The 26,886-nt window shown below is 45.9% G+C and carries 23 protein-coding genes, 1 tRNA gene and 1 pseudogene; 11 read left to right on the top strand and 14 right to left on the bottom strand.

Annotated elements, in window-relative coordinates; translation table 11 throughout:
* Positions 1–362 (bottom strand): annotated as a pseudogene (locus tag QUA70_RS10460) (photosystem II D2 protein (photosystem q(a) protein)); the annotation flags it as partial.
* 203 nt (positions 363–565) lie between these two features.
* Here QUA70_RS10460 and QUA70_RS10455 point away from each other — a divergent pair.
* From QUA70_RS10455 to QUA70_RS10425, 7 genes are all read left to right on the top strand, one after another.
* Positions 566–1,132 (top strand): photosystem I assembly protein Ycf4, encoded by a 567-nt coding sequence (locus QUA70_RS10455; protein WP_333330778.1) that lies wholly within the window; start codon positions 566–568, stop codon positions 1,130–1,132.
* A gap of 322 nt (positions 1,133–1,454) precedes the next feature.
* Positions 1,455–2,240: a peptidylprolyl isomerase gene (locus QUA70_RS10450; RefSeq protein ID WP_333410398.1), complete on the top strand. Its 786-nt coding sequence runs from the start codon at positions 1,455–1,457 to the stop codon at positions 2,238–2,240.
* A gap of 218 nt (positions 2,241–2,458) precedes the next feature.
* Positions 2,459–3,730, top strand: coding sequence for a beta-ketoacyl synthase N-terminal-like domain-containing protein (locus QUA70_RS10445; protein WP_333346687.1), 1,272 nt, complete (start codon positions 2,459–2,461; stop codon positions 3,728–3,730).
* A 335-nt stretch (positions 3,731–4,065) separates the two neighbouring features.
* Positions 4,066–5,175, top strand: coding sequence for an ATP-binding protein (locus QUA70_RS10440; RefSeq protein WP_333330770.1), 1,110 nt, complete (start codon positions 4,066–4,068; stop codon positions 5,173–5,175).
* Positions 5,176–5,357: 182 nt separating this feature from the next.
* Positions 5,358–7,235: a DNA mismatch repair endonuclease MutL gene (gene mutL / locus QUA70_RS10435; protein WP_333346689.1), complete on the top strand. Its 1,878-nt coding sequence runs from the start codon at positions 5,358–5,360 to the stop codon at positions 7,233–7,235.
* 324 nt (positions 7,236–7,559) lie between these two features.
* Positions 7,560–8,384 carry a transglutaminase family protein gene (locus tag QUA70_RS10430; RefSeq protein ID WP_333346692.1) on the top strand — a complete coding sequence of 275 codons (825 nt, stop codon included), beginning with the start codon at positions 7,560–7,562 and terminating at the stop codon, positions 8,382–8,384.
* 322 nt (positions 8,385–8,706) lie between these two features.
* Complete coding sequence (locus QUA70_RS10425) at positions 8,707–9,393, top strand: alpha/beta hydrolase (RefSeq protein WP_333330762.1); 687 nt, start codon at positions 8,707–8,709, stop codon at positions 9,391–9,393.
* Positions 9,394–9,494: 101 nt separating this feature from the next.
* Here the strand turns inward: QUA70_RS10425 and QUA70_RS10420 are convergent, their stop codons facing one another.
* Positions 9,495–9,959, bottom strand: coding sequence for an SRPBCC family protein (locus QUA70_RS10420; RefSeq protein WP_333330759.1), 465 nt, complete (start codon positions 9,957–9,959; stop codon positions 9,495–9,497).
* 147 nt (positions 9,960–10,106) lie between these two features.
* Between QUA70_RS10420 and QUA70_RS10415 the strand changes: the two genes are divergently transcribed.
* Both QUA70_RS10415 and QUA70_RS10410 read left to right on the top strand, forming a co-directional pair.
* On the top strand, positions 10,107–11,327 hold the full coding sequence (locus QUA70_RS10415; protein ID WP_333346695.1) for a transposase: 1,221 nt from the start codon (positions 10,107–10,109) through the stop codon (positions 11,325–11,327).
* Positions 11,328–11,412: 85 nt separating this feature from the next.
* A complete protein-coding gene (locus QUA70_RS10410) occupies positions 11,413–13,089 on the top strand; it encodes a mechanosensitive ion channel (protein WP_333330753.1) in 1,677 nt (558 codons plus the stop codon).
* Positions 13,090–13,320: 231 nt separating this feature from the next.
* Here the strand turns inward: QUA70_RS10410 and QUA70_RS10405 are convergent.
* The 4 genes from QUA70_RS10405 to QUA70_RS10390 form a co-directional block, all read right to left on the bottom strand.
* Positions 13,321–13,394 (bottom strand) — tRNA-Pro (locus tag QUA70_RS10405).
* A gap of 37 nt (positions 13,395–13,431) precedes the next feature.
* Entirely contained in the window at positions 13,432–13,800 is a 369-nt protein-coding gene (locus QUA70_RS10400) for a DUF1818 family protein (protein ID WP_333330750.1), read from the bottom strand.
* 380 nt (positions 13,801–14,180) lie between these two features.
* Positions 14,181–14,828 (bottom strand): hypothetical protein, encoded by a 648-nt coding sequence (locus tag QUA70_RS10395; protein ID WP_333410396.1) that lies wholly within the window; start codon positions 14,826–14,828, stop codon positions 14,181–14,183.
* A gap of 252 nt (positions 14,829–15,080) precedes the next feature.
* The gene (locus tag QUA70_RS10390; RefSeq protein ID WP_015175138.1) at positions 15,081–15,311 is read right to left on the bottom strand and encodes a DNA-directed RNA polymerase subunit omega; all 231 of its coding nucleotides are present in this window, start codon (positions 15,309–15,311) and stop codon (positions 15,081–15,083) included.
* An 80-nt stretch (positions 15,312–15,391) separates the two neighbouring features.
* Between QUA70_RS10390 and QUA70_RS10385 the strand changes: the two genes are divergently transcribed.
* Positions 15,392–16,084, top strand: coding sequence for a GDSL-type esterase/lipase family protein (locus QUA70_RS10385; protein ID WP_333346701.1), 693 nt, complete (start codon positions 15,392–15,394; stop codon positions 16,082–16,084).
* Positions 16,085–16,277: 193 nt separating this feature from the next.
* Here the strand turns inward: QUA70_RS10385 and QUA70_RS10380 are convergent, their stop codons facing one another.
* On the bottom strand, positions 16,278–17,756 hold the full coding sequence (locus QUA70_RS10380; RefSeq protein WP_333346704.1) for an amidase: 1,479 nt from the start codon (positions 17,754–17,756) through the stop codon (positions 16,278–16,280).
* A gap of 478 nt (positions 17,757–18,234) precedes the next feature.
* On the opposite strand from QUA70_RS10380, the gene QUA70_RS10375 reads away from it, so the two are divergent.
* Positions 18,235–19,488, top strand: coding sequence for an S-layer homology domain-containing protein (locus QUA70_RS10375; RefSeq protein WP_333346706.1), 1,254 nt, complete (start codon positions 18,235–18,237; stop codon positions 19,486–19,488).
* Positions 19,489–19,614: 126 nt separating this feature from the next.
* Here QUA70_RS10375 and QUA70_RS10370 read toward each other — a convergent pair whose 3' ends face one another.
* From QUA70_RS10370 to QUA70_RS10340, 7 genes are all read right to left on the bottom strand, one after another.
* Entirely contained in the window at positions 19,615–20,124 is a 510-nt protein-coding gene (locus QUA70_RS10370; protein WP_333346708.1) for a pentapeptide repeat-containing protein, read from the bottom strand.
* Positions 20,125–20,209: 85 nt separating this feature from the next.
* Complete coding sequence (locus QUA70_RS10365) at positions 20,210–21,559, bottom strand: LCP family protein (protein ID WP_333346711.1); 1,350 nt, start codon at positions 21,557–21,559, stop codon at positions 20,210–20,212.
* Positions 21,560–21,573: 14 nt separating this feature from the next.
* On the bottom strand, positions 21,574–21,921 hold the full coding sequence (locus QUA70_RS10360; RefSeq protein WP_333330729.1) for a DUF6717 family protein: 348 nt from the start codon (positions 21,919–21,921) through the stop codon (positions 21,574–21,576).
* Positions 21,922–22,346: 425 nt separating this feature from the next.
* Positions 22,347–23,522 (bottom strand): aminotransferase class V-fold PLP-dependent enzyme, encoded by a 1,176-nt coding sequence (locus QUA70_RS10355; RefSeq protein WP_333330726.1) that lies wholly within the window; start codon positions 23,520–23,522, stop codon positions 22,347–22,349.
* 42 nt (positions 23,523–23,564) lie between these two features.
* On the bottom strand, positions 23,565–24,170 hold the full coding sequence (locus tag QUA70_RS10350) for a molybdenum cofactor guanylyltransferase (protein WP_333330723.1): 606 nt from the start codon (positions 24,168–24,170) through the stop codon (positions 23,565–23,567).
* Between the two features lie 159 nt (positions 24,171–24,329).
* Complete coding sequence (locus tag QUA70_RS10345) at positions 24,330–25,394, bottom strand: anthranilate phosphoribosyltransferase family protein (protein ID WP_333346716.1); 1,065 nt, start codon at positions 25,392–25,394, stop codon at positions 24,330–24,332.
* A 114-nt stretch (positions 25,395–25,508) separates the two neighbouring features.
* Complete coding sequence (locus QUA70_RS10340; RefSeq protein ID WP_333346718.1) at positions 25,509–26,483, bottom strand: LysR family transcriptional regulator; 975 nt, start codon at positions 26,481–26,483, stop codon at positions 25,509–25,511.
* Positions 26,484–26,886: the final 403 nt, after the last annotated feature.

The following is a 26,886-nucleotide window of genomic DNA, read 5'->3' as shown; positions in this document are numbered from 1 at the left end:
GCGAAGGCGCCGTGGAGGGCTACGAATGTCCACAGGCCACCGAGTTGGAACCAGCGGGTGAAGTCCCACTGTGCTTCGGGGCCCCACAGGAACAGCAGGGAGTGTCCGAGGCTGTTGGCTGGGGTGGAAACTGCTACGGTGAGGAAGTTGGCTCCTTCGAGGTAGGAACTTGCCAAACCGTGGGTGTACCAGGAGGTAACGAAGGTGGTGCCTGTTAACCAGCCACCGATGGCTAGGTAGGCGCAGGGGAATAGCAGGATGCCAGACCAGCCTACGAAGACGAAGCGATCGCGTTTGAGCCAGTCGTCGAGGACATCAAATATGCCTCTTTCGGTCTGGGCGCGTCCGACTGCGATTGTCATTGGGGTAAAATCCTTTTGCTTGTTAAAAGACCAAGGTTTCTAATTAAAGTTAACATAACTATATATTAGAAGTTCAGAATTTTTCAACATAATTAGCAGGAGTTGATACACAATGCCGATCGACCGATCGCGATCGCGTCAGCGAAGCGTGACGCTCGGTGGACTAATTGAATTAAGATTTGGCTTTAAGGCTGTTTAATTTTATGACTGCAAAAACAACGACCTCGATCGATTCTGTCCTGCGCTACCCGGTTTTGGGCTCCCGCCGCTTCAGCAATTACTGGTGGGCGACGGTGGTCAGCATTGGAGGGACTGGTTTCCTGCTGTCAGGCATTTCTAGCTACTTGCACGTTAACCTGCTGCCTTTTGCTGACCCGACTCAGCTTGTTTTCATCCCCCAAGGCATTGCGATGGGTTTCTACGGTGTCTGTGGCGTGCTTTTGGCGCTTTACCTGTGGCTGACTATTCTCTGGGATGTCGGTGGCGGTTACAACGAGTTCGATCGACAAACTGGTAACATTCGGATCTTTCGCTGGGGTTTTCCCGGCAAAAACCGCAAAGTTGATTTTAATTGCAAGACATCGGAGGTGCAATCTGTGCGGGTGGACATTAAAGAAGGTCTCAATCCCCGCCGCAGTATTTATCTTAAGCTCAAAGACCGCCGTCAGTTTCCCCTGACTAGAGTCGGACAGCCGATTGCTTTGTCGCAAGTGGAAAATCAAGCGGCCGAATTGGCTCGATTTTTGCAAGTTCCCCTAGAAGGACTTTAGGGATTTTCGATTTGCGATTTTAGATTTTAGATTGGTAATGTCTCGTAGGGTGCGCCGGGCCGCGCACCTTACCTACCTGGTAAGTGAAAAAGATCGATCTGCGAGTAAGCCCGTTACCAATTTTTGAATCTATCAATTAACAATACTTCGGATAGTTTTTGATTGCCAACCGTAGAATAAGGATTTCAAGGCGATTAGGCAAGTTCGCTATCCAAGGAAAATCGCGGGTTTCAGACTACGAACTAAAAACAGTTCGGACTATTGAATTAAAATCTTTAGTTGCAAAGTCCGTAATTGAGTCAAAGTGAAAATACAAATGCAAATGCAAATGCAAATCAAAATTCAGCGGTGGTTGTTCTCTCTTTTAATAATTGGCGCACTGTTTGTCGGAGGATGCAGTAGTTCCCCTGTGGCCAACTCGACTCCGACACCGAATCCGGCGTCGGGTGAAAATATTTCTTTGTCTCCGTCTCCTTCTCCGGCTGCTGTAGCGGCGAGTTCGCAATTTAGCAATTTGCCACGATTGGAAGGAAAAGCAACGGTGGTGATGACGGTTAAAGGTGCTCCAATTACGATCGAACTCGACGGCACAAATGCGCCAATTACTGCGGGCAATTTTGTCGATTTGGTTCAGAAAGGTGTCTACGACGGATTGGTTTTTCACCGAGTCGTGCGGGAACCTCAGCCTTTTGTAGTTCAGGGCGGCGACCCCCAGGGCAAAGATCCTAAATTCCCTACAGCGCGACTGGGAACTGGCGGTTTTATTGACCCGAAAACTACTGCAGAACGCAGGATTCCTCTGGAAATTAAAGCTAAAGGTGCTGCAAACCCTACTTACAGCCAAACGCTAGAAGAAGCTGGGGTTAAGGAGAAACCCGTGTTGATGCACAGTCGCGGGGCTGTTGCTATGGCTCGATCGCAGAGTCCTGATTCGGCTTCTTCTCAGTTTTACTTTACTTTGACCGATGTGCCGTTTTTGGACGGTAGCTATGCGGTTTTTGGGTACGTGAAACAAGGCATGGATGTGATTGATAAGATTGAAGCGGGCGATCGCATTGATAAAGCTACCGTTACTCAGGGTTTGGAAAATTTTAAGGCTGTTAGCTGAAGGTAGTCAACCAATTTTGGATTTTGGATTTTGGATTTTGAATTTGAGAGTTGAGATTATTCCCACGGCTGCGAGCAGATGCTTGTAAATTGGGATTTGAGAGAATGGAATTGGATTTGAGATTATCCCTTTTTAATCCACACTCTAAAATCGTCGGGTATGATTCTTATTTTAATCCAAAATCTAAAATCTAAAATCTAAAATCTAAAATCGGCATTATGGATGTTGTTGTTACTGGAATTGGTCTTGTTTCGGCTTTAGGCACTCTGGAAACGAGCTGGAAAAGACTACTTTCTGGAGAATCGGGAATCGCTCGGCATCAACCTTTTTTAGAACTTGAAGCGCAACCTTTGGCTTTAATTGGCACTAAACCTGCCGATTTAATAACTTTAATTCGGCAGGTTTTAGCAGATGCTTTGCAAGATGCTAATTTGACTTTGCCTTTGCCGGATTGCGGGATTGCGATCGGTTCTAGCCGCGGCTTTCAGGCAAATTTGGAACTGTTGGCAAGCGCAGGAAGTTCGGCAACGGATTGTGTAACGGATGTAACGGATGGAAGAAAGACGGAAGTTGGAAGAAGTCTGAGGGAATTCGGAAGAGGGAAGTCGCAAGAAGCAAGGAAATTCCCAATTACCGATTCCCAATTCCCAATTCCCAATTCCCAATTACCGATTCCCAATTCTCAATTTGTGAATTTATTGCCTCACATGGGGGCGATCGCAGCGGCGAGGGCAATTGGTTCGACGGGACCGGTACTGGCACCGATGGCTGCTTGTGCCACGGGTATTTGGTCGATCGCCCGTGCTGTTGATTTAATCCGCACTGGTGAGTGTCAGCGGGCGATCGCAGGTGCTGTGGAAGCGCCTATCACACCGCTGACTCTGGCTGGATTTAACCGGATGGGTGCTTTGGCAAACACTGGTTGCTATCCCTTTGATGAACATCGGGAAGGCTTTGTACTCGGTGAAGGCGGGGCTTTATTTGTATTAGAATCTGCCGAGTTGGCAAGGCGTCGTGGCGCTAAAATTTACGGTCGAGTTTCCGGTTTTGGCTTGACAAATGATGCTTGTCATGCTAATGCGCCGGAGTTGGGAGGGAAAAGTGCGATCGCGGCGGTAAATCAATGTTTGAAACGCAGTAATTTAGCGACGATTGATATAGATTTTATTCACGCTCACGGTACTGCAACTGAGTTAAATGACCGACACGAAGCACTGTTAATTAAGAAGTTATTTCACGGAGGAGTTGCTGTTAGTTCGACTAAGGGAGCTACGGGTCATACTTTGGGAGCTTCGGGAGCTTTGGGCGCGGCTTTTTGTTTGATGAGTATTAAATATCAGATGTTGCCACCTGGCGCGGGAATGAAAAAACCGGGGTTTGAATTAGATTTTGTTCGCTGCGCGCGATCGGCTATTGTCAGAAATGCACTTTGTTTAAGTTTTGGCTTTGGCGGGCAGAATGCTGCGATCGTTTTATCGGGCAAGCGTTAATTTTTGTAAAGTCGGTTGATCGACATTTAAATTACACGATCTCTCTACAGTTAAAATCTTCTGAGGTGGTCGGAGAACCCCCCCACATCCAATTTAAATCTCAAAAATAGTACAATATTTATGTATTTTAGTCAACTAACTGAGAACTTTGGTGAGATTCCTGGTGCTGCTGTCCTAGTCTGGCTCTGCATCCCGACGCTGATCCTTGCGTCACAGCCTGGGAGGCTAGAAAAGAGAGCCAGATTAAAGCAGTATTGTATTTTATTAACGCATTAATACTGATCAGCGAAAATAGAAAAAAGAAACTGTTTAAATTAAGCATCAGGTATTTTCACATGGATCTGGCCTCTCATCGATTTATGTCTTATTTTGAACCAGAGCAAGCTGCTCACCTTTGCCAAATCGCTATATTGGAGAGTTTTGCGGAGGAAACGCTGGTTTTTGAAGAAGGAGAAACAGCGGATTTTTTATATCTAGTTTTAGAAGGTAAAGTTGAGTTTAGCAAGCGGATTGAAAGCAATAAATATCAAACTGTTGCTGTGGCTAAGCCAGACGATTATTTTGGCGAACTCGGAGTTTTAGACGGAGAGCCTCGCAGTGCTAGAGCTGTGGCAGTTGCAGGCTCGACTTTAGCCAAAATAGCCCGTGAAGAACTCATAACAACTCTCCAATTTGCTAAAGGCAGTTCGGTACTGCAAATGTTTAGTTTCATTACTAAAAATTTACGGGATACCACGGATCAATATGTTAGCCAGTTGGTACACAAACAAAAAATGGTATTGGTAGGAGAAATGGTGAGTACAATTATTCACGATTTCAAAAGTCCTTTTACCGGAATTAAACTCTCCAGTGAAATGCTCAAAGAAATGCACCCAGATGAGGAAACTCAGGAGTGGTGTGAACTTATTCAATTGCAGGTTCATCGAATGTTGGGGATGGCTGAAGAAGTATTAGAATTTTCGCGAGGGAATTCTGTATTCAATAAGAAACCAGTTAATTTAATTCAGACGTTGCAGCAGTTTGAAAAGTTGAACAGAGTTTATTGTGAAGCAGCAAAAGTAGATTTAGCAGTACGGGTAACAGAAGTAATAGTGGAAGCGGATGAAAATAAGATTTTGCGCGTTTTACAAAATTTAGTTGGGAATGCTGTTGAGGCTTTTGGTGGCAGAGGGGGTAGGGTGGAGATTACGGTGACACAAAGTGAGGAGTGGGCAGAAATTAGCATTTACGATAACGGCCCAGGCATTCCGCCGACAATTAAGGAAAAGTTATTTGAACCGTTTGTAACTTATGGCAAGCGGACTGGTACTGGGTTGGGAACGGCGATTGTTAAGTCGATTGTTGAGGCTCACAAAGGGAAAATTACTTATGAGTCGGAGGACGGAAAAGGCACAACTTTTTACATCCGCTTGCCGAAAATCATGGTTTTAGCAGAGCAAAATTAAGTAGGTTGGAAGATATATACTTAGGACTTTTTCACTAAGCCTCAGAGACTTGGTTGAGCAGTAGATATTTTGTGATCAAACAATATTTTTCTAATAAACCGGGTTTAAGAGCGTAAATCCTAATACAGTGTAGCGACTTGGAGAATCAAGTATAATTTAATTAACGAACTGCTAAAAATTTGATGCCAGTTACTATTCAAACCTTACCTACAGAAGTTATCAACTTAATTGCCGCCGGCGAAGTGATTGACTCGATCGCCGCAGCGGTACGAGAATTAGTTGAAAATTCTCTGGATGCTGGCGCAACTCGCATCGTTGTTTCTGTTTGGCCGGAACAGTGGCGGGTGCAAGTTGCAGATAATGGTACAGGAATGGATCTGGAAAATTTGCAGCAGGCGGCTTCGCCTCACAGTACGAGCAAAATTACCACTGAAGCAGACCTTTACAAAATTGATACTTTGGGATTTCGTGGGGAAGCTTTGCATAGTTTAGCTCAGTTGGGCTGTTTGGAGGTTTTGAGCCGATCGAATGATTTGGGATTGGGGGATTTTTCGGGAAATCCAGAGTCGGCGCAAACCCCCGCCAAATCTTCCTTTAACAAGGGGGGAGTTGAAAATGCTCGATCGGGCTGGCGGGTAGTTTACAATAACGCGGGCGTTGCTGTGGAGGTGGAAACAGCGGCGATCGCTCCGGGTACGGTGGTGACTGTTGATAATTTGTTTGGCAATTGGCCTGTGCGCCGCAGTTTTTTGTCGCCGGCACAGCAAATGCGATCGATCCAATTAACTCTTCAGCAAATTGCTATTTGTCACCCGCACGTTAATTGGCAGTTGCGTCAAGGAAATACGCCTTGTTTGCACGTAACTCCTGGTAGCACAGCGGAACAACTTTTACCTCAATTTGTGCGTGGCGTGCGAGCGAGCGATTTGCAGTATTTAAAGTTAGATTTGCCTGCCAGTCCTCAAAATCAGAAAGCAGCAAATTTCTTGGTAGAAACTCAACTTGTTGGCGCTACAGTTAAGCACAATTACCAATTACCAGTTGCCAGTTCCCAATTCCAAATGCCCAATTCCCAGTGTTTGGAGTTAATAATGGGTTTGCCCGATCGCTGTCACCGCAGGCGGCCGGATTGGGTGAAAGTTGGGGTAAATCGGCGAGTTGTGCGATCGCCCGAATTAGAGCAAACTATTCTCAGCGCCTTTGCCCGCACTTGTCCGCGCGATCGTTATCCCGTGTGTTTTGTTCACCTGCAAATCTCCCCTTCGGAAATTGATTGGAACCGCCACCCAGCTAAGGTGGAAATTTATCTGCATGATCCGAGTTTTTGGCAAGAACAAATTAGCGTGGCAATTACTCGCGCTTTGCACCTGAATGATGAAGTGTTGCCGCCTGCCCCAATTCCCGAACGAGTGGGACACTTGCTGAAGGCATCGGAACAAAAAAGTGCTTACAGTGTCGGGATTTCGGCTCGACAGAATGATCACGGCGGCGAAGAGGAAAAAGCTAATCAAATAGGATTAATGGAATTGAGGGCGATCGCTCAAGTTCACAATACTTACATCGTTGCGGAACATTCCAGCGGAATGTGGTTGATAGAACAACACATCGCTCACGAGCGCGTTTTGTACGAGCAATTGTGCGCGGCTTGGCAGCTAAAATCTCTCGAAAAACCAGTGATTCTCAGTCAATTATCGGCGCTGCAAATAGAGAATTTATCTCGCTTGGGCTTGGAAGTAGAAACATTTGGGGAACAGCTATGGGCGGCCCGCGAAGTTCCTGAATTGTTAGCCGATCGAGATGACTGTGCAGAGGCGCTTTTTGAACTCAGTAAAGTCGCAGATTTACAAGCGGCTCAAGTTGCGACTGCTTGCCGTAGCGCTATGCGAAACGGTACTCCTTTGAGTCTTTCCCAAATGCAAAATTTGTTGGATGAATGGCAGCAAACTCGTAATCCGCGCACTTGTCCTCACGGCCGCCCTATCTATTTTGCATTGGAAGAATCGACTCTAGCTCGGATTTTTCGCCGCAGTTGGGTGATTGGTAAAAGTCACGGGATTTGAAAGTTGATTTGACATCCGAGGGCGTTCACCTCAATCTGGCTCGCTAGAAAAAAACATCGTGAAGCTTTATTAAAAATAGTGGCTGATTTAGATGAAAAAACTTATAATATATTAAAATTTAAATAATTCACTGTTTTTAATATCTTTTGGGCAACAAACCCGAGGGCTATTTCACAATAAGAAGTACCTGTTTTACCATAAAAAAGGTTGATTATACTACAAAAAATGCCTGTTTCCCAGAATAATCTTTGTTATGGAACAGGCCGGAAAGCCGGTTCATGATGTTGGTACAAAAAGTAAATTAAAAATAAATCAATAATAAATATGGATTTTCCGATCGCCCGACAACTATTTTATCGAGAAATAAATCAGCCGGATGGCTCGATCGACCTGGCGAAAGCTGCTCTTTACATGGCTTTGGAAGAATACCCAAATTTAGAACCCGACGAGTATCTAAATGCTCTCGACACGATCGCAGATGAAGTGCGCGATCGCCTGCCGGCCCAGAATTATCCGCTGCGGATTCTTCAAACTATTAACGCCTATTTATACGGGGAGTTGCAGTTTTCGGGCAATGATGCGGATTATTACGACCCCCGCAATAGCTTTTTGAATCAAGTGATCGATCGGCGTACTGGCATTCCGATCTCTTTATCTTTGGTTTATTTGGAGGTTGCTAAGCGCATTGATTTTCCGATGGCGGGAATTGGGATGCCAGGACATTTTTTAATTAGACCGGATTTTGAAGATGCTGGTATTTTTGTTGATGCGTTTAACGGCGGCGAGATATTATTTCCTGAAGATTGTCAAGCCAGACTTTCTCAAATTTACGGTCAACCTATGGAGTTGCAGCCGACTTTTCTCGCCCCGGTAAGTCGCCGACATTTTTTGGGACGAATGCTGGGAAATCTGAAGGCGATTTACTTGCAACAGGGAGATGCTGTGAGGGTACTCTTGGCGATCGAACGGATTTTGCTGCTGTTTCCCGATGCGGTGGGTGAACGGCGCGATCGCGGAATTCTTTATTATCAACTGGGACGCTTGGTGGAAGCGCGCCACGATTTAGAACTATACCTGACAAATGCTCCTAATGCTCCTGATGCCGCTAGAATTCGCCAATTGGTCGATCGGCTCGATCTGGATCTTTGAACTTAAATTCGCTATATGTCGCACAGCACATTATAAGACATAAAAGTGACACTCAATCAACTGCTGCCCGACGACCAAATTTCGCTTTTATCATTTTTGCAAAGGTATCTAAAATTGTCAAATATCTAAAGGTAACATATTAATTGTCAATTAACACCTATCTTTTGATAGGTTGCATTTGCTTGACTTGGCTGTAAAGTTATAGGTCATTTACGGAAATCCCGATTCGACTTTCCCGACTGATCCGCGCACAGGTACCCGCACAGATACTCGCACAGACGAGCGAGCTAAAAAGTATTTTGACGTAAAGAGGCACAAACTCATGAACTTTCAGTTTCAACAAGATTATCTCAACGGAATGCAACCGCTTTCAGCCCATTTGACCAAAAGAATGTCAAAGTCTTTATCATTGGGTTTGGCGCTTTTGCTGGGAACAAGTGCAGTATTCCTAAGCAGCGGCAAAGCCTTTGCATTAGATAATGTTACCGTAAAATACGGTGCTGTTGACGTAACATTACCGATGAGCGACTTGCAAAGCTTTGCACAAACCGGCCAAGCATCATCTCAACTGCAAAGCGTTCTGAGTCTTGCGAAACAAACTCCCGAGTCGATGCGCGAAGTATTAACGCGAGAAGTGCCTTTAGATTCCCAATTAGTAGCGCGGCTAGCAAGCACTTATTTTGGGGAAATTGTTTTCAAACAATTGGGCGAGGTTGCTTATGCGCCGACTGCTCGGCTTCAAAGCGTACCCGCACTGCGCGATGCTTTAGTCGCAGCTTCCAAAGATGGCAAAATATCGCTGATTGAAGTGATGCAAAATTACAGCCCTGCTGCTTTAGAAGTTGACGGCAATCAAGCGATGGTTATCTACGAGCGAGTGATTAAAGATGTGCAAGATTTGCAAGCTTTGTATCAGAATTCCCCGGCTTTGCAAAATACGGCTAACCAAGCCGTGAATTCGGCGAGGGAAATGATTTGTCAGCCCAATCCAGCGGGAAGTGCGAAGTAAATAACTGAAGTTGCAAGGAATTGGTAATTGGGAAAAGGTGCTTTTTTTCCTATTAGGTAGGAGTTTTTAGCTATTAGCAACTACCAATTACCAATTCCCAATTATACCTTACCCATTTTTTGAGATAGTTGCTCGGCTACCCGCTTGAGCCGCCGGAGTTGGTCTTTCATATCTTTCTGCGTCCAAGGGGCTGCAAAGCGATTGAAACCAAATCTAATTAAAGGATTGGGAATTTGAAATTCAAAGCGGTTAATCAAGAGAGTCCCTTGGATTTGAGGCTGGCATTCCCAACGATCGCATCCTTTGAAAAATCCGTCAAACCCCCAAACAATTAAACCTGGTTGTCGCTCCAACACAACACTCTCTAAAGAAGGTTGCAAAACGGGAATTTTTATGATAAATAGGCTGCGACTTCCTACGGCAGTATCCCATTCGCCCTCGGGCTCGCAGCGTAGCAGGGGATTGAGCCACTTGTGCATTAAAGTGCGATCGACTATACACCGCTCAACCAGAGTAGCAGCAGCGCGAATTTCAATGGATTGCTCGAAAACTTGACGCATTGACATGGAAACCTGCAACAAGGAGGGTATTACAAAACTTTGCTTACTTTAGAGTTCTTTATTTACTTGTAACGTCAATTTTTCCAGAAATTAAAAGATTGACACACTCATAAATACAGTGTATCATCTTGAAATAAAGTATATATACTGATTATGCAGTTAGTCGAAAGGCACGTCATTAAACCCGATCATAGGTTTTATCGAGAAGCCGATCGACGGTCTTGGCTATGCAAAAATCTTTACAACAGCCCTAACTACATCTACAGTCAAAACTTTTTCGCCAGCCAACAAACAAACGCTCTGGCTGTTTATCACGCACTTAAAACAAGTCGTGATTACAAAGCAATGCCCGCAAAAGTAGCACAAAGCAGGCTCGGCTTAGTCCTCAAAGCATGGACTAGCTATTATCTGGCGGGGCGAAACTATCAGGAAGACACCACTAGATTTAAAACCGCACCGAAAATCCCTCATTATAATAAAGGTTCAAGAGAGCGAAAAAGAGAGGACGGGCGCTATGTACTTGTATTTAATTGTCAAGCTGTCAGCAAAAGAGCCTTAAAAAAAGGATATGCTCGCCCCTCTGGGACTAATATTGGGTTGGCATCAAAAGTCACCTCCATTCTGGAAATCCGGATTGTTCCCAAGGTAGGTGGTTATGTGGTCGAGGTGCTCTATGAGAAGTTAGAACACCCTTTACAAGTTAATCAGAGAGTAGTGGCTATAGATTTAGGATTAAACAATCGGGCAACATTAACCTACAATGTTCCTGGGTTAGTACCCACAATCTACGACGGACGGGCTGTTAAGTCAACCAATCAATACTGCAATCAAGTTTCCGCGGCATTGAAATCATTGCTGCCCGCAGCGCAAAAAACCAGTAAAAAAATTGCAAAATTGTGGCACAAGCGTAACTGTAAAGTGGATTACTACCTCCACACGACGAGTTCCGCAATTATTAAAGAACTCGTCAATCATCAAATTGGCTTGCTGGTTATAGGCGGGAACCAGGATTTTAAAGATGGGATTAATACTGGTAAGGTTAACAATCAAAATTTTGCCTGTATTTCCCATCGCCGATTCCTGGAAATGTTGCAGTACAAAGGACAACTTGCGGGAATTCAAGTTGTGTTAGTTGAGGAGAGTTACACATCCCAAGGTTCAGCCTTGGATTGGGAACCAATTCAACAACATTCCGACTACAGTGGCAGTAGGGTAAAAAGAGGATTGTTCAGAACCAAAACTGGACGCTTCATAAAGGCCAATGTCAACGGTTCTTTGAATAGTGACCCAAAAGCAGTCGAAGATGGGTTTATCCCGCATTCGAGAGAGGGTTTTGTAGTTAACCCAGTACGATTAAAAGCGTACAAACATTAAATTTAGGCAATGTCTAAATTTTGTGTTAACTATTATTAAAGTTTCGTCTTTTCCATGTCAAAGCTGACGTTAACCTGAGAAAAAAATGAATGAAACTTGGCAAGAAATAACTCAACCGATATCGGGCCCCATAGCGGCGTTGTCCGATCGCATTTTGGCCCAGGCCCAGCCCGGAAATCCGCTGACAGATGCCGAACGCGGAATTAACAATTTCATTCAGGGCTCAAACATTGAAAATCTCATCTGGGCCGTCGGTATCCTGCTAATTGGCTTGATAGTATCAGCCCTCGTGTCTTCTGTAGTCGGGGGATTGCTCAAGAAAACTACGATCGATAATCGGCTGGCTGCTTGGATTACCGGCCGCCCGGAAGGAGCTGGAGCCCCGCAAGTGGAAAAATGGATTTCCGCAGCGGTGTTCTGGATCATTTTTGTCTTTTTCCTAATTGCCTTTTTCAACCGGCTGAATCTAACGGCTGTGTCGCAACCCCTCAATACTTTTCTGAATCAAATAACCGGTTTCTTGCCGAAGTTAGCCGGCGCGCTAATTTGGTTGGGGATTGCTTGGGTGTTGGCAACTGTAGCCAAAATGGCCGTAGCGCGGGCGATGCGGGCTTTTAACGTGGACGAGCGCTTGAATCAGGAGGTGGGCGCTGCGCCCAGCGAGCGCCCTTTGCTGCTGAGCGATACTGTGGCGAATGCTCTGTACTGGTTCATTTTTCTGCTGTTTTTGCCACTGATTCTCGACTCACTGGAAATGCAGCAGGCTCTGCTACCGGTTAATAATTTACTCAACCAAATTCTGGCGGCAATTCCGAAAATTCTGGAAGCTGTGGTGATTGGGTTTGTGGGCTGGCTGCTGGCTATGGTAGTGCGGCGGATTGTCACGAATCTGTTGGGGGCTGCTGGGGCGGACGGTTTGGGCGCTCGGTTTGGAATTTCGCGGACTTCGGGCGGACAATCGCTGTCGTGGATTGTCGGGACGATCGTCTATGTTTTGATTTTGATTCCAACGGCGATCGCAGCTCTGAACGCTTTGGACATTCAGGCGATTTCGCAGCCGGCAATCGCGATGCTCAACACGATTCTGGGCGCGCTTCCCAACATTTTTACAGCAGCGCTAATTCTGGGGGTTGCTTACTTTTTGGGGCGCTGGATCAGCGATTTGGTGACTAATATCCTGACGGGAATTGGCTTTAACAATGTCTTTTCTTGGTTGGGAGTGCAGCAGCCGAAACAGCGACTGCGGCTACCGCCGAGTTCGATCGATCCGGACGCAACGATTCTTCAGGAACCGGAACTTCCGGCCCGCACCCCTTCTGAGTTTGTCGGCATCGTGGTGCAGGTGGGCATCATGCTGTTTGCTGTGGTGGCGGCTACCGACGTGCTCGGAATTCCAGCACTGACGGCGATTGTTAGCGGTATTGTGCTGGTTGCAGGTCGCGTGCTAGCCGGTTTGGTGGTATTTGCGATCGGCTTGTATTTGGCGAATCTGGCGTTTAGTTTGATTGCCAGTTCTGGAACTCGTCAAGCGCGGCTTTTGGGCCAAGCGGCTCGGATTGCGATTATTGCCTTTGTTTCGGCCTTGGCGCTGCAACAGATGGGCATTGGCAGCGATATTGTGAATTTGGCTTTCGGGCTGCTGCTTGGGGCGATCGCAGTTGGCATTGCTCTAGCTTTTGGTTTGGGCGGGCGCGAGATTGCGGCCGACCAAATTCGCGAATTGTTAGCGTCGTTTAAACAAGATAAGACGCCGCGTTTGTAATTCTATAAAATGGCGTTTGTCAAGTACAAACGCCATTTTTTTATGATTAATTTCATTGTGAGGGTCGCGAAGCGATCGCAAAGCCTTTGAATTTGAGGATACAGCTATCGACTGTTCGGAAGCAGAGATTGATTCTTGTTTCTGGGCCGATGCCCCTAAGGGAGAATGGTAAGAGCTGCGTCGCCGGCCCTAAAACAACAAAACCTCCTCATAGAGAAGGTTTTATCACAATCGGAGCGGCGGGATTTGAACCCACGACCCCTACTACCCCAAAGTAGTGCGCTACCAAGCTGCGCTACGCCCCGACAGCTTTAACAGCTTAGCATATAATTCCCAAAAAAGTCAAAAAACTTTTAAAACTTTTGCAGCCTGCACCAAAGTCGGAACCACAGCCGTCGGCCAAAAACCCTCGCACCTCCTGCCAGCATTCAAGATCAACTGCACGCTGTAAGCTTCGGGATAGCCTTCCACCTGCACCCACAGCAAGTCGCTTTCGGCTTCAATGGCTATTTTTTCTTCGTCCATTAACTCAGAGGCCATGTGACTCATTGTGCCGGCCAATTGCCCCAACAATCGGCAAAAATCGTTCAACTCAGCCTCTGTGAGTTCGATCGCCCAACCGTCGCCAGCCACCAAACCCTTAAACTCCTGGGCCTCCGGGTTCCATCCCAAACGCCACCCAACACCCGTTTTAATTACACGTTCCACCATTAAGGGATTTTAGATTTTAGATTTTGGATTTTAAATTAGTAGGACTTAGATCACTTCCGGTTGCATCGGAATAGTCAAATCTAGTCAACAGTCAAAAATCAGGGATGGTGCCACCGAAATTGATAGAATTCATCTGTGTTTATCTGCCTGTATCTGCGGTTAAAAAAAGAGAATTTTTCGGACCGCAGATAACAAGGGATGGACGCTGATTCACGCCGATGAAGAGAATAGAGATAGAAATAATTCCGATGCTAACAGATTTGATATTACCCATAAATACGATATTACCCATAAATACGAAAGAAACCGGGTTTTTTACCATTTTCAAATGCCGGGATGCAATATTTTCCTAAAAAACCGGGTTCCTGCATTCCTGAGTATTAAGGTGCCAGCAACTTCGCATCTCCCGGCTGTGGCTGCGGTATCTCCGGCGAATTCGATCGCCCTTGTGGTTTTTCCCCAGTCGCCGGTGTGGGGCCACGCCCGGAATTCTCGGTAAAAACATCAACCAAAGCTTGAACCAAAGCATCCCGCTGTGCTCTATTTAACCTCTGAATAGCAGCGCGATCCTGTTCCATTGGATTTGAGCGCAAAATGTCCTTTCCCGGATACACGCTTTCTACCAAATAATCGGGAGTTGCCCCCAAATAGTCAGCTAAACTCAACTTCCAATCAAAGCGGTAATTGGGTGGCCGTCCTTTGACAAATACGTGATATCGAATCAACCGCCCGACTAAAGTATTGGTAGAATCGACTTTTCCAGTTTCCTTAGAAATGTAGTTATTTTCGATCGGCAAATCCGGCAATTTTTCGTACACCAATTTCCACGCATCTTGCACCCTCACTTGCGACGGCGCAGATTGTTGAGCCACCCGCTGCACTGAGGCAGACTCAGGACTCCGCAGCAGCGAAGGTTCCAAAGCCGACATACTCAGTTCCCCGGATTCCAATATCCAACTCAAAAGCGTGAAAATAGCCACACTCAAAGTAACCAACAGAAAACTTAAGCCCTGCTTTAATCTATTCACGGTGTTGACAAAAATTTGAGAAATAGAAGAATTTCATAAACTTAGTTGCAAGCAGATGTCCTAGTTTATAATTTTAGGATTTACGATCATTAACCTGGTTTCATAAAAAAATCAGAGGTTTCTTAACGAGGGAACTAGGAATAAACCGGGTTTCTCGTCCCCCGCGCCCAAGTCTAGTTTGACAAAGTTTTGAGTTTTGAGTTGACAAAAATTTCTGGCAATTCACTACTCAAAACTCAAAACTCCCGAAGCCTAGATATCTCCGATTATTTCCGGCTGAGTCAGTTCGTCCGACATCTCAAATATCGCCCGCATTACAGGTTTCATTTGATGGTCGTCCATATTGTCAAAATCTTCATAGCGACGGCGTTTTGCGCGGTTCGCCACCTGCACCGTAATCCGATAGCGGTTGGATGCACCGTTAATCAACTCTTCCGCCCGACGGGTTAGCTGAGTTGAATCGAAGGTTGGACGCTTAACCATGAGACTCCCTACTTTATGTAATGTTACATTCTAGTCTAGTATGTCAAGATTAATAATTTATTAACTGAGTATCATTGCTTATGCAGGTAGCAACAGCCTATTCCTTTGGTCACTTGCATCGGGGAAATTCTCATCCCCTCAAATTGGTTGCTTTCGGCGACAGCTTAATCTACGGTTTCGGCGACGGTGTAGGCGGTGGCTGGGTAGAAAGACTGCGGCGACAGTGGATGTTACCGGAGAGTGCAGGACACGTTTTATACAATTTGGGCGTTCGGGGCGATCGCACCTATCAAGTCGCCCAGCGGCTAGAAAACGAGTTTCGCCACCGTGGCGAACTGAGAAACCGCGTCCCGGATGCGATTATTCTTTCCGTCGGCCTCAACGATTCGGCGAGAGTGCAGTCGCCTACCGGGCGCAGCTACACTGATTTTGAACATTTTAAAACTGTTTTGGATAATTTGTTAAACCTATCCCAACAACTTTGTCCGGTGATATTTGTCGGGATGGTGCCGGTGGATGAAGGTAAAATGCCTTTTCAAGATTGTTTGTATTACAATCATGCTGACCAATATCAGTATAAAGAAGCAACGAAATTAGCTTGTGAGTTGCGGGGAATTCCCTATTTAGATATTTTTGATAAATGGCTCGATCGGGGAAGTGATTGGTGGCGATCGCGCCTGATTGAAGACGGGCTACATCCCAATGCAGCGGGGTATCAATCTTTATTTGAAGATGTGATAATTTGGGAGCCGCTCGCCAGCATTAGTCATTAGTCATCAGTAAAAATGAAGTAGGGTGCGTCAACTAGCATTATTTTCGCTACAAACTAAGAATTTCACAACTTACGCACTCCCGCCAAAAACGGTGCGTCCGATTCATACTTTCGGTGCAAATGGAAAATCTCAAACCTGACGAACCCTACCACTGATTGTATTCTTGACCATCAAGTGAAACTTGATAAAATGCTCAGTAACCCGGTGGGTGTTGCAAACTACCAACCACTTTGTCGATCGCTTCTGCGATCGCCAACAACTCCATTTCGCGCCACCGCTTACCAACAATTTGCATTCCAATCGGTAAACCATTTTGAGTTTGTCCAATTGGAATTACCACGGCAGGATGTCCACTAAGATTAGAAGGCAGGGTGTAAGCCCCGTTTGCCACTGCATGAGGATAGGATCTGCCATTAACGTCAACGGCACTCCAAGCGGGACGATGGGTAAACGCAGCGGTTGCCGCAACTGGACAAAGCCATACATCCCAAGGTTCTAATGCCTCATCTATATGGGCAGTGAAGGCATCGCGCTGTGTGAGTGCCTCGAAATATCCTTTCAAACTTGGATTCAATATCTCAGGTAGGAATCGGCTGAAATCTCCCAATTTTCGGAGTTCCTTGTCGCCTTGGGTGGCGGTGCGGAAGATTAACTCTAAACTACGACGCAGGTTATATCTATCCTGCGGTTGAGCGTAGATAGTGAGGTACATGGAGAGCCGTCCGTAGAGATTCAATATTTTGGAAAGGTCAAAGTCTTTGGGAAGCCAGCGTTCGGTTTGGACACCTGCGTGAGAGAGTGTCTGCACGATCGACTCCATAGCTGCTCGAATTTCAGAAGCAACGGGAACTTCGGCCCATTCAGCGCTCCAAGCGATTTTGAGATGCTGCAAAGGCTTGCCAGAGGGTGTATCGAGCGGAATCGGCGGGACATCAGGGCGTCGCAGATCCGCGCCTGCAATTAACGAAAAACATAGCCGGATGTCTTCGAGCGATCGAGCAAAACACCCAACGGTCATCATTTGCCGAATAGACAGTGGCATCCCCGGCACTTCAGGAATCTGCCCTGCTGTAGAAATACGGCGATCGGTCGCCTTTAAACCATATATGCCGCAGAAATGAGCAGGTTGACGCACCGAACCCCCGAAATCGTTCCCTAAATCTAACGGTGAAAGTCCTGCTGCGACAGCCGCGGCACTCCCTCCAGAACTGCCACCCGGTGTGTAGTCAAGATGCCAAGGATTATTCACCCGTGGAAACAGAGAATTTGTGCTTTGATAATTGGCAGCCAGTTCCGCCATGTTGGTTTTTCCCATGATGACAGCACCTGCTGCTCGCAATCTCGCAACAGCAGTTGCATCCTGTTGAGGCACATAATCTTTGAGGGGAATATAGCCTGCTGTGGTACGGAGTCCGGCTGTTTCAAAAATGTCTTTAATCGTGATGGGAACCCCATGTAAAGCACCCCAGTTTTCTCCTCTGGCTAGGGCTTCATCGGCAAGTTTTGCTCTAGTACGGGCATTGTCTTCATCCAGGGTACAAATGGCGTTTAATTGCGAGTTGTGCTTTGCGATTTGAGAAAGGTAAGCGTCGAGAACTTCGACGGCAGAGACTTGGCGATCGCGAATCATTCCCGCTAGCTGATGGGCCGAGGCAAACGTCAGGCTACTCATAGGCAACAAACTGGTATTTCTCGTTCGAGTCAATTATATTCACTTTTAGTTAACTCACATCTTGCACCATTCTCAAGAACAGGCAAGATGCCTGTTCCACAAAGAGTGAATTTTCTTGTGGAACAGGCATCTTGCCTGTTCATAAAAAGCTTATTGAGAATGGTGCAACATCTCAGTTAATATGGTTAACTAATATCAAACGGCTTTCGGCTTTGTCCCTAAATCCTGTTAATTGCAGAGACAAGGTAGATAAGGAAGATAAGCAACATAAGGATTTTAAAGGATTTAAGCATTTTAAAATCCTAAAAGAAACATCAAAATATTTATTTTAAAAGACCGTATCTTCCCCGCAGCAGAAGTAAACTCATTCAATAATGATTACATAAGTGAGGGAAAGAGCAAGTTGGGCCGGAATCAATCAGCCTATCAAAAGCTTAGTTCTCCTCAATAAAAAAATGTGTTAATTGGAGAATCAAAAATGTCTGTATTACATCGCATTAAATCTGGTACATCTGTTTTATTAACATTGGGAACAGTGGCCGGAACCGCAGCGCAGATGCTAGCTCCCGCGCCTGCTTTGGCTCAGACAGCTTTTTCGGATGTTAATAATAACTACTGGGCAAAAGACTTTATCCAAGATTTGTCAGAAAGAGGAATTATCAAAGGATTTCCCGATGGTAGTTTTCGCCCGGATGCACCGGTAACGCGGGCTGAATTTGCGGCAATGGTGCGTTCGGTGACAAAGGCCAAAACCCGCGCTGCTGTAAGGTTTGCCGATGTTACCTCTAATTTTTGGGCAAGCGGGGCGATCGCCGAAGCTTACGAAATGGGATGGATGTCTGGCTATCCCGGCAATGTTTTCAGACCGACACAGCAGATTCCTCGCGTTCAAGTTGTAGTCGCTTTAAATAATGGAATGGGCTATGAGCCTACGTGCGATTTTCAAGATGTTCTCAGTTACTATAGCGATGCGGGTGAGATTCAAAGTTATGCTGTCAAAAGCGTTGCTGCTGCTACTGAAAAACAATTGGTTGTCAGCTATCCCAGTCCTAAATCTCTCAAACCCAACAAGTCAGCAACGCGAGCTGAAGTAGCTGCTTTTATCTATCAAACATTAGTGAGTACCAATCAAGCAAGAGCAATTAATTCTCCTTACATTGCTAAGATTGATGTTAGCGAGTCTGTTGCTGTCCAAATTCCCAGGGGGGTGACTATCCCAATCGAGTACACAAAAGGCAAGATTTTGCTCGCCCCTAATGACAAGTCTCCGATTACGCTGACTGTTGCTTCGGATATCCAGGGCAGTAATGGCCAAGTGCTGATACCCGAAGGCTCGAAAATTAGCGGCGAATTGCGATCGACTGCTTCGGGCGTTCAGTTTGTGGCTCAAGAATTAAGTATAATCAACGGCAGCAGAGTGCCTCTCAATGCCACTTCGCAACTGATTACTAGGAAAGAAACTGTTACCAAGGGCGTTAATGTTGGTAATCTGGTTAAGAATACGGCGTTGGGTGCAGCAGCAGCGGCGGCGATCGCAGGTGTTACGGGCGATCGGGCGATCGCGACTGAAGAGGTGCTCGGCGGTGCGGGAATCGGGACTTTGATCGGAGTATTTTTGGGCCGAGATAAAGTCGATTTGTATGCTGTTAATCCTGACACCGATTTAGATTTGCTTTTGAATTCCGATTTGGTAGTTGGTACTGCCAGCACAGACATTTGTAGCGCTCGATAGAGCCGATACTTGGAAATTTCCTCAAACCCCTCGCCTTGCAGGAGAGGGGCTTTAATGTGTGTATTTTACCTCACTACAGGTGCATCTAATCAAACAATTACTCAGGGCTTTTTTAAGTGTGAATTTCTACGGACATCCCAAACTTTCGCGGGTAGAAACTCCCGTCACGGGATTGACACCATCTGCTTTTTCGCACAGGAGAGTCACTTGATAAGCGTCGATAATCGCATCAGTAAAATCAGCGCCGGAAATTGCAGCATCAAAAAACCGAGTTCGAGTCATAATTGCCTCGGAAAAATTAGCATTCGTCAAATTAGCGCCGTCGAATGTAACTCTATCTGCCAAAGCACCGGAGAGGTTGGCACCTGACAAGTTGGCATTCAGCAAAACTCCTTTAGTCAAAATCGCATTAGTTAAATCAGCGCCTTGAAAATTTGTTCCCCGCATTTCAGCAGCCACAAATGTTCCCCCCGCTAAATCCGAGTTGGAAAAATCGCGATCGGACAAATTAATATTTGTGTAATTAATATTGGTTTTCGGCAGGGCAAATGCCGGAGTAGCACTCAGTAGCACCCACCCAAAAGCCAACACTAAACTTACAAACAGGCTCAGGAAAATTCGGAAGACACTTTTCATGATGATGGGAATGGGGAATGGAGCATAGTTGACTGTTGACTGTTGACTGTTGACTGTTGACTAATGACTAATAACTAATGACTAATTAAAATCGCTTTACCCAATCTTCGCCAACGCGAAGTGTCAAGTCAGAATGGATTTCACCGGTAGAAGATGCTTCAATTTTACCGCCGCCTAACTCTTTTTGCAGTAGATTCGCTGCCTCTAAATCGCCTTGCTGAACAATAATTTGACTGTGACGCTCCTTCTGGGGCGAATCCTGCACTACAGATACATTAAAAAAGCCCTTTTTTGTGAGAAACTCACCAACGTTTTTTGCGGTTGTCGGTTTGCTAGAAGCGTTTTGGACAGCTATTTTGAGGTTTTTGGGCAAAACCGACTCGGTTGGGTTGCGAAATCGTCCTTGGGCGAAATCCGGCACGCCCGGGTTTAAATATTGTGTCATAATGCGATCGAGCCCGATCGCATCTACAATCCAATAACTCCTCAAATCCCCTTGTTCAGAACTAGAACTTCCCGGCAACATTACCATTTTAAAATTATCTCGCTCCAATTGCAAACCGAAATTTGCCAGCGTCAATATTTCCTCATAATTTAGGTTTGTATCCACATATTTTTGCATCAATCCAACAATTTGTGGCAAGCGCACCAATACTGATGGACTTGTGAGGCGGTTCCGAATAGCTTGAATTAAAGATTGCTGCCGCTGAATGCGACCAATATCTCCTAAACCATCGTTGCGAAATCGAGCAAATTGTTCTGCTTGTTCTCCGTTGAGAGTTTGCCATCCCTTGGCTAAGTTTATTTTTAACTTTTGGGCGCTATCTGTATACGACATGGCGCGAGGTACAAATACCTCAATTCCGCCCAACAAATCGACTAATTCCCGAAACGCATTGCTGCTGACTCGCACGTATCGTTCTATTTTCGTATTGTTCAGCATACTACTAACCAATCGCGTCGCCAAAGCTGCCCCTCCCCTGGCATTGGCTTCGCTAATTTTGCTGAAGGCAATTCCGGGAACTTCGACTTTAGTATCTCGCGGAACTGAAAGCAAACTAATAGATTTATCCCTAGGATCAAGGTGGAATAAGAGTATTGTATCGCTGCGACCGTTAAATATCTTAGGGCCATTGGCGGCAGCTTCCGGCACGCCGTCAATTCCCAATATCAAGATATTAACTGGCCGCACTAGGCGGTATCCCGAGCGGTTAGAGGATAGATAGTCAAAGCCAGTAGCTTCTAATACTCTATTGATAATTGGCGGTTCCACGGGAGCTACAAGGGCGGTAATTGCCCCCAATGTGGCGGAGATTGCCGCTGTAAAAACTAGGAAAAATAGCCCCACTATATACACGAAAAATTTAGGCTTTTTTCGAGATGTTCGATCGACGGGTTGAACAAAATTTCTTTTAAAAATTGACAAGTTTTTCATTGACTTGCTATTGATTATTGCAGTTTTTCAGCTTTGCAGTAAAACTTGGGCGGTGCTTCTCGAAAGTATTTGAGCATAGCCGGACACAGCCAGCCTTCGAGATTTTTCGATTCCCACCGATACCAGTTACCGCCGTATTCTGCTTTCAACCACAGCATTTCTGCTTGATATCCGGGAAATGGATTGGCTGAAAATAAAAGTCGGAAACCTTGAGCGGCATTGGGAATGTCTGCGACGAGCGCGTTAATCATTTCGGGGACGCCCTGAACAAATGGTTCTCGGACAAGTCCGACTCTCTCGTCGTCAAAAACCCAGGTGTACTGTTCGCGATAGGGGTAAATTACCATCATGGCATTGGACATGGTATTCTCCTCTTTTCTTTTCCTTTGTTTTGTCTGCGAAAATGCAAGTGTTGATACATTATATTCTGTGGCGCGGAAGTTGTGCGCTATCCGATTTGACAACCCTGTTTTAACTTAGGAAATGTCGCGGGTTATTTACAAACTTTATTCGGCTTGGGCGGATGGGCGAAATCTAGGGCTATCGGGCGGGAGAGCTGTTTTTTGGAATTTTTTTGAGTTGAGGTAAAGGGTGGCAAATTAAAAAAGCGTTAAAGGTTATTTTGGGTCAGATCTTCCCTCTAATTGTGCCTTTTTTTCTAACAATTATTATGTTGGTAGTAAGGACGAATACTCTGTATTCACCAAAAGTATGAAAACTCCACCCTAACTAGAAACCTATAACTGTTTGTAGCTGGGTGTTATGTTTGTTTTCGGGAAGATCCAGATCAAATTCTTGTCAGCTCAACCAGCGCCTTAGCCAAATATTGATACTGCGGCAAAGTATTGTATAACTGAGCCGAAATCCTCACCAACTGCTTACTAGCATCCGGCCAAGGAATCACCGGAACTTCTATTTTAAAAATCTCCCACAGGGCCTCTTGCAAAGGTGGAATTCCTCCCTTTGCAACCACATCAGACTGAGAGTCTGCCAGTGGCACAACTGCCATCGAACCCACCATTTCATCAGGACAAGGCAGTGGCACCCCTAATTTGTCCGCCAATATTTTTCTCCCCGCCAACGCCAAAGCATGATTTTTTGCCCTCAATTCCGGCCAGCCACCACTCAACAAAGAACCCATAAAATCAATAGCTACAGGCACGCACAAATAGGGACTCGGATCGACAGTTCCCATCCAGTCAAATTCTAATTGAAAGCGCGATTTATCAGCGCGGGGCGAATTAGCACCGTGACTGATCGTAGTTGGTCGAATGGCATTTTGCTTGTCGCGCCGCACGTACAGAAAGCCCGCACCTTTCGGCGCGCACAGCCATTTGTGGCAATTTCCGGTATAGTAAGCCGCGCCAATTTCATCTAAATTCAGTGCTATCATTCCCGGCGCGTGAGCTCCGTCTACTAATACATCCACGCCACGGTTAGCTAACTGGCCAACTAATTGTTTGATGGGAAAAATTAAACCTGTTTGGCTCACAACGTGGTCTAATAAGGCTAACTTTGTTTGCGGTGAAACGCACTTAATTATTGCTTCAATAATTTGTTCTGGTGACTCAATTGGAAAAGGAACTTCTGCTACTATTACTTTAGCGCCTGTACGCTCGGCTACAAAATTAAGTGTGTTGCGACAAGCGTTGTATTCCTGATTTGTAGTGAGCAATTCGTCGCCCGGAGCAAAATAGAGCGATCGCAAAACTGCATTTACTCCCGTCGTCGCATTCGGGACAAACGCCAAGTCCTCGTCAGCCGCACCAATAAATGCTGCTAACTGATTTCTTGCATTATCCAACAAGGGTTCAAATTCCCGCAGTAAAAAGCGCAATGGTTCTCTTTCCAGTTGTTCTCGAAAAGCGGTTTGCGCTTCCAGTACGGGAATCGGACAAGCCCCAAAAGAGCCGTGATTGAGGAAAGTTATATTGCGATCGAGCAACCAATATGCGTTAATCATTAGTAATTAGTCATTAGTAATTAGTCATTAGTCAATCAACAGTCAACCGTTACTTATTTTACCTTTTAATTGCTCAAACTCTTCTAATGTATTGCAATTCGATAACATTACTGCTTCTCGTTCCCCTACAGGTAGAGGGATGGCGGGGATTTGATTTAACCACACTTGAAAGGAACGTCCACCTTTGTCAATAAAACTTTGCAAACTGGGCAGAGCTTTTTGGCGGTAAAAGCCGCACAAAGGCTCCCAGCGCGAATTTTGATAAGGCACAACTGCTAAAGTTGATGGGGGAAATTCGGTTAACTGACTTGCCCAATTTTGAATAATCTGGGTATCCAACAAAGGCAAATCGCAAGCTAACAGTAAAATCCACTCGGCGGCTACTTCTGTCAATCCCTGAGTCAATGCAACCAAGGGCCCGGAGCCCGGATTGTACTCTACCAGAAATTGGGATGTTTCGCTTAAGGTCGATCGATAGCGATCGGGCCAAGCAGTCAGAACATAAACTGCTGGCCCTACAACTTCGGCCACTTCCAACGCCCGCTGCAATAGGGATTTGCCCTCAATTTCCAGCAGAGCTTTATCCCTACCCATCCGCGAACTTTGACCGCCTGCAAGCACAATTACAGCAATTTTATGATTAGTCATTAGTCAGTAGTCATTAGTCAGTAGTCATTAGTCACCAGTCAGTAGTCATCGCAAGAATTGCCTGTTTTGAACAGGCAAGATGCCTGTTCCACAATAATTATTGGAGATGTCTAGTAGTCAGTAGTCAGTAGTCATTAGTTAACTGTCAACTGTCAACTGTCAACTCAAAACACTAACGGCTTGGCTAACTTCCTCAAGTTTTTGCACGACTTGACCGCTACTCAATAAAGTTTCTGCCTGAATCAAACCCGAGTTCATATCTAGACAAACTCCGCTGCGCCACAGATAAAATCCGCCATTCCAGATAGCGGACTGCATCAATTCCGAGGGTTTTCCCAACAACACTTCCTGCATTTGTTTGAATAACTCTGGGGCTGATTCAAAGGCAGGATTTGTACTGCTAAAACCGTAATCTCCGTGGGCTAAAAGCAGTCGCTCGAACTCAGCCTCCGGCTTAGCAATGCCGATAATTGCAGTACGATCGCGCGGCAAATCGCAGCTTCCCTCCAATCCTTTGACTGTGGTATAATTCTTGATTCCCCGGAACTCAAAGGCTTTTTGAAACATACCTTCTGTCGGCGGGTGGACGTAGCCAGATATGACGTTAACGTCGCCGGCACAGGGACACCACATCAACTCCATTGTCGAAAAAGGTGGCCGTTTGCCGATTTCGCGGCGGTAGGGAACTAAAGCGGCGGCTTGAGGAAAATGCTTGGGAAGGTAAACAAAACCCAAACCCGTATTGTCAAAAACTTGCTGGACTTTTTCTAAACTCAGTTTTCCCCAATTCACTCCCAAACCGCGCCAAATTTCCATCAGGGGAATGCCTTCCTTGGTGGGCATGGTATCCCCCCCGTGCATGAGGGTTGGGACGCCAGAGGCGGCTAAAATTAGGGCTGTTAAAGGGCTAATTGGAGCCGTGCGCGATCGCCCGTCGTAAGCAACACCAAACACGGCGACGGTAGAGACGGAAAACCCTTTTTCTCGGTTTGGGGGGGCAAGCATAGGCCCCAATTCTTCATAAGCATCGAGCATTCCGGCTAATTCTTCCCCGGTGGGCCGTTTAATGCGGTGGGAAATCATAAAAGCTCCGATTTGAGCCGGTGTTGCTTCTCCCAGCAGCATCATCCGCGTGGCTGCTGCTGCTTCGGAGCGAGTTAAGTTTTCTCCTGTGTGTATTCCGCTGCCAATTTTTCGCAGCAACTCTCTAAATGCGTCACTCATAACTTTTGAAGTTGGTAATTGGTAGTTGGTAGTTAGTAATTGGTAGTTAGTAATTGGTAATATTTGAACCGTTTTAAATTTAAAATTCCCAAAATTCAATTCAAAATTATCGAATTAACTGCCTGATTTTTCTAGCTTTATTACATCAAATGGCGGCACAAATTCGCGTACCAGATTCCAGAAATGGGCGATCGGCGGAATTTGCATTCGATCGTGAGTTGTCACCAACACCACTTCGCGAGTCCAAGTCGGATCGATCGCCGATTGGCCGATCGCGGAAACTTTGGAATTTGACCGATCTTGGGCGATCGACCGAATTGCTAAAGTGCGATCGCCCTTCGCCTCCAGCAAAGCTGAATGCGGCAGCAAAGCAATCAATTCTCCCTGTCGCACCACACCCCGAAAAGCATCAAGAGTGTTGAGTTCCAAAACAGCATGAAGTTTAGCACCGATGCGTCCAAATTGTTCTTGCACCATCCGCTGCATTCCGTACCCATCCTTAAACACCACTTGCGGGTAACAAATCAATTCCGGCCAAGGTACTCGATCGTACTGAGCCAGGGGATGACCCGCCGCCATCAACACCTCGATCGGCTCATTGTAGAGCACCTCAACCAACATTTCCGGGGCTTGAGTAAAATAGCGGTTGTTCATCACCACCGCTATGTCTACCAAACCGTCTTTGAGGACTTTCAGAGCTCGATCGCTGCCGAGGGAAGTCACCCGCAACTGCACGTCTGGATAGTCGCGGCAAAACTTTTGCAGCACAGGCGGCAAATAAGCAGCGCAAACCGAATGAATCGCAGCCACGCAGAGTTCCGGCTGCTTTCCCGCCCGTAAGTCTCCCAATTCTTCAGCAGCATTTCGCCAAGTCTGACAGATTTTGCGAGCGTGAGGCAGCAGGCATTCCCCTCCCACAGTCAGTTTCGCGTGGGCAGTGCGGTGAAACAGCGACAAACCCACTTCCGCTTCTAATCCCTGCACTTGGCGGCTAATAGTCGATTGGGTAACGCCACACTTCCGGGCCGCTTGCTGAAAGCTACCAGTTTCAGCAACTGAAAGAAATGCTTGAAGCTGCTCTAAGCGCATGGAGGTTTAATTCGAGATGGTTTCAGAAATTTTACTGGAAGATAATCTGTGACATTAACCGATTTAGTAGCAGAATTTAGTAGACTTTGATACAGGTACAGATTAGTTTTGATTCCGAGGCCAGAGGCGGGGATGCTGCGCTCTCAGCATCAATCTGCTGTGGCAGGATTTCTGAGCCTCCAAGTAGAGGTCGATTCTCCTATGTTCAAGGGATTTCTGAATCTGCAAACTTATCAAAAAATAGATTCAATAAAGATGAATTTATAGAATATTGCCAGCTTCTAGCTAAACCGTTTCAATGAACGGCACTCTAGTAATCCCTTTATCAAGTGAGTTGAATGGCTCTGTTTTTCCATAATTTGTGAATTCAAAATATAGCATTGGATTTCGTACCTCCATGGGA

This window comes from Microcoleus sp. LAD1_D5, assembly GCF_036702115.1.
GTDB lineage: Bacteria > Cyanobacteriota > Cyanobacteriia > Cyanobacteriales > Microcoleaceae > Microcoleus.
Note: the sequence above shows the minus strand (reverse complement) of the source record. Positions and strands in the feature narration are given on the sequence as shown.

Coding starts and splice junctions, on each gene's coding strand:
- QUA70_RS10430 (WP_333346692.1), top strand. CDS start 7,560: ATGGATTTTCCGATCGCCCGACAACTATTTTATCGAGAAATAAATCAG.
- QUA70_RS10445 (WP_333346687.1), top strand. CDS start 2,459: ATGGATGTTGTTGTTACTGGAATTGGTCTTGTTTCGGCTTTAGGCACT.
- mutL (WP_333346689.1), top strand. CDS start 5,358: ATGCCAGTTACTATTCAAACCTTACCTACAGAAGTTATCAACTTAATT.
- QUA70_RS10375 (WP_333346706.1), top strand. CDS start 18,235: ATGTCTGTATTACATCGCATTAAATCTGGTACATCTGTTTTATTAACA.
- QUA70_RS10370 (WP_333346708.1), bottom strand. CDS start 20,124: ATGAAAAGTGTCTTCCGAATTTTCCTGAGCCTGTTTGTAAGTTTAGTG.
- QUA70_RS10450 (WP_333410398.1), top strand. CDS start 1,455: ATGCAAATGCAAATCAAAATTCAGCGGTGGTTGTTCTCTCTTTTAATA.
- QUA70_RS10390 (WP_015175138.1), bottom strand. CDS start 15,311: ATGGTTAAGCGTCCAACCTTCGATTCAACTCAGCTAACCCGTCGGGCG.
- QUA70_RS10355 (WP_333330726.1), bottom strand. CDS start 23,522: ATGATTAACGCATATTGGTTGCTCGATCGCAATATAACTTTCCTCAAT.
- QUA70_RS10410 (WP_333330753.1), top strand. CDS start 11,413: ATGAATGAAACTTGGCAAGAAATAACTCAACCGATATCGGGCCCCATA.
- QUA70_RS10345 (WP_333346716.1), bottom strand. CDS start 25,394: ATGAGTGACGCATTTAGAGAGTTGCTGCGAAAAATTGGCAGCGGAATA.
- QUA70_RS10415 (WP_333346695.1), top strand. CDS start 10,107: ATGCAGTTAGTCGAAAGGCACGTCATTAAACCCGATCATAGGTTTTAT.
- QUA70_RS10380 (WP_333346704.1), bottom strand. CDS start 17,756: ATGAGTAGCCTGACGTTTGCCTCGGCCCATCAGCTAGCGGGAATGATT.
- QUA70_RS10455 (WP_333330778.1), top strand. CDS start 566: ATGACTGCAAAAACAACGACCTCGATCGATTCTGTCCTGCGCTACCCG.
- QUA70_RS10350 (WP_333330723.1), bottom strand. CDS start 24,170: ATGACTAATCATAAAATTGCTGTAATTGTGCTTGCAGGCGGTCAAAGT.
- QUA70_RS10420 (WP_333330759.1), bottom strand. CDS start 9,959: ATGTCAATGCGTCAAGTTTTCGAGCAATCCATTGAAATTCGCGCTGCT.
- QUA70_RS10365 (WP_333346711.1), bottom strand. CDS start 21,559: ATGAAAAACTTGTCAATTTTTAAAAGAAATTTTGTTCAACCCGTCGAT.
- QUA70_RS10340 (WP_333346718.1), bottom strand. CDS start 26,483: ATGCGCTTAGAGCAGCTTCAAGCATTTCTTTCAGTTGCTGAAACTGGT.
- QUA70_RS10425 (WP_333330762.1), top strand. CDS start 8,707: ATGAACTTTCAGTTTCAACAAGATTATCTCAACGGAATGCAACCGCTT.
- QUA70_RS10360 (WP_333330729.1), bottom strand. CDS start 21,921: ATGTCCAATGCCATGATGGTAATTTACCCCTATCGCGAACAGTACACC.
- QUA70_RS10440 (WP_333330770.1), top strand. CDS start 4,066: ATGGATCTGGCCTCTCATCGATTTATGTCTTATTTTGAACCAGAGCAA.
- QUA70_RS10400 (WP_333330750.1), bottom strand. CDS start 13,800: ATGGTGGAACGTGTAATTAAAACGGGTGTTGGGTGGCGTTTGGGATGG.
- QUA70_RS10385 (WP_333346701.1), top strand. CDS start 15,392: ATGCAGGTAGCAACAGCCTATTCCTTTGGTCACTTGCATCGGGGAAAT.